The 302-nt window shown below is 30.8% G+C and carries 1 pseudogene; it reads left to right on the top strand.

The features are described from left to right. Window positions 1-302: pseudogene (locus tag DMC01_RS14405) on the top strand (hypothetical protein); the annotation flags it as partial.

Below are 302 nucleotides of genomic sequence, written 5' to 3'. Positions count from 1 at the left end.
TTTTATCATTTCATCCCAGCTGATGAAACACTTAACAAGGGAAGGCTTACTGTTTATTTAAATAACTTCACCTTAAATTTGCTTAATTATTCTTTATTAAATCAAAGCCTAAATATAAAACTAGAATTAACTCAACAAGAAAGCATAAAAGCCTTAGAAAAGACAGGTTTAAATTCACAAAAAAAGATTCAAAAGGATGATAAATTCAAAGAAAGCAAGGCCTCTTTATACGCTTTAATAGAAGATGATACAGTCACTTGTCCTCACGGAGGCAAGGTCTTACTTAGATCAAATAAGGGCAA

It is taken from the genome of Campylobacter troglodytis, from assembly GCF_006864425.1.
GTDB lineage: Bacteria > Campylobacterota > Campylobacteria > Campylobacterales > Campylobacteraceae > Campylobacter_D > Campylobacter_D troglodytis.
Note: the sequence above shows the minus strand (reverse complement) of the source record. Positions and strands in the feature narration are given on the sequence as shown.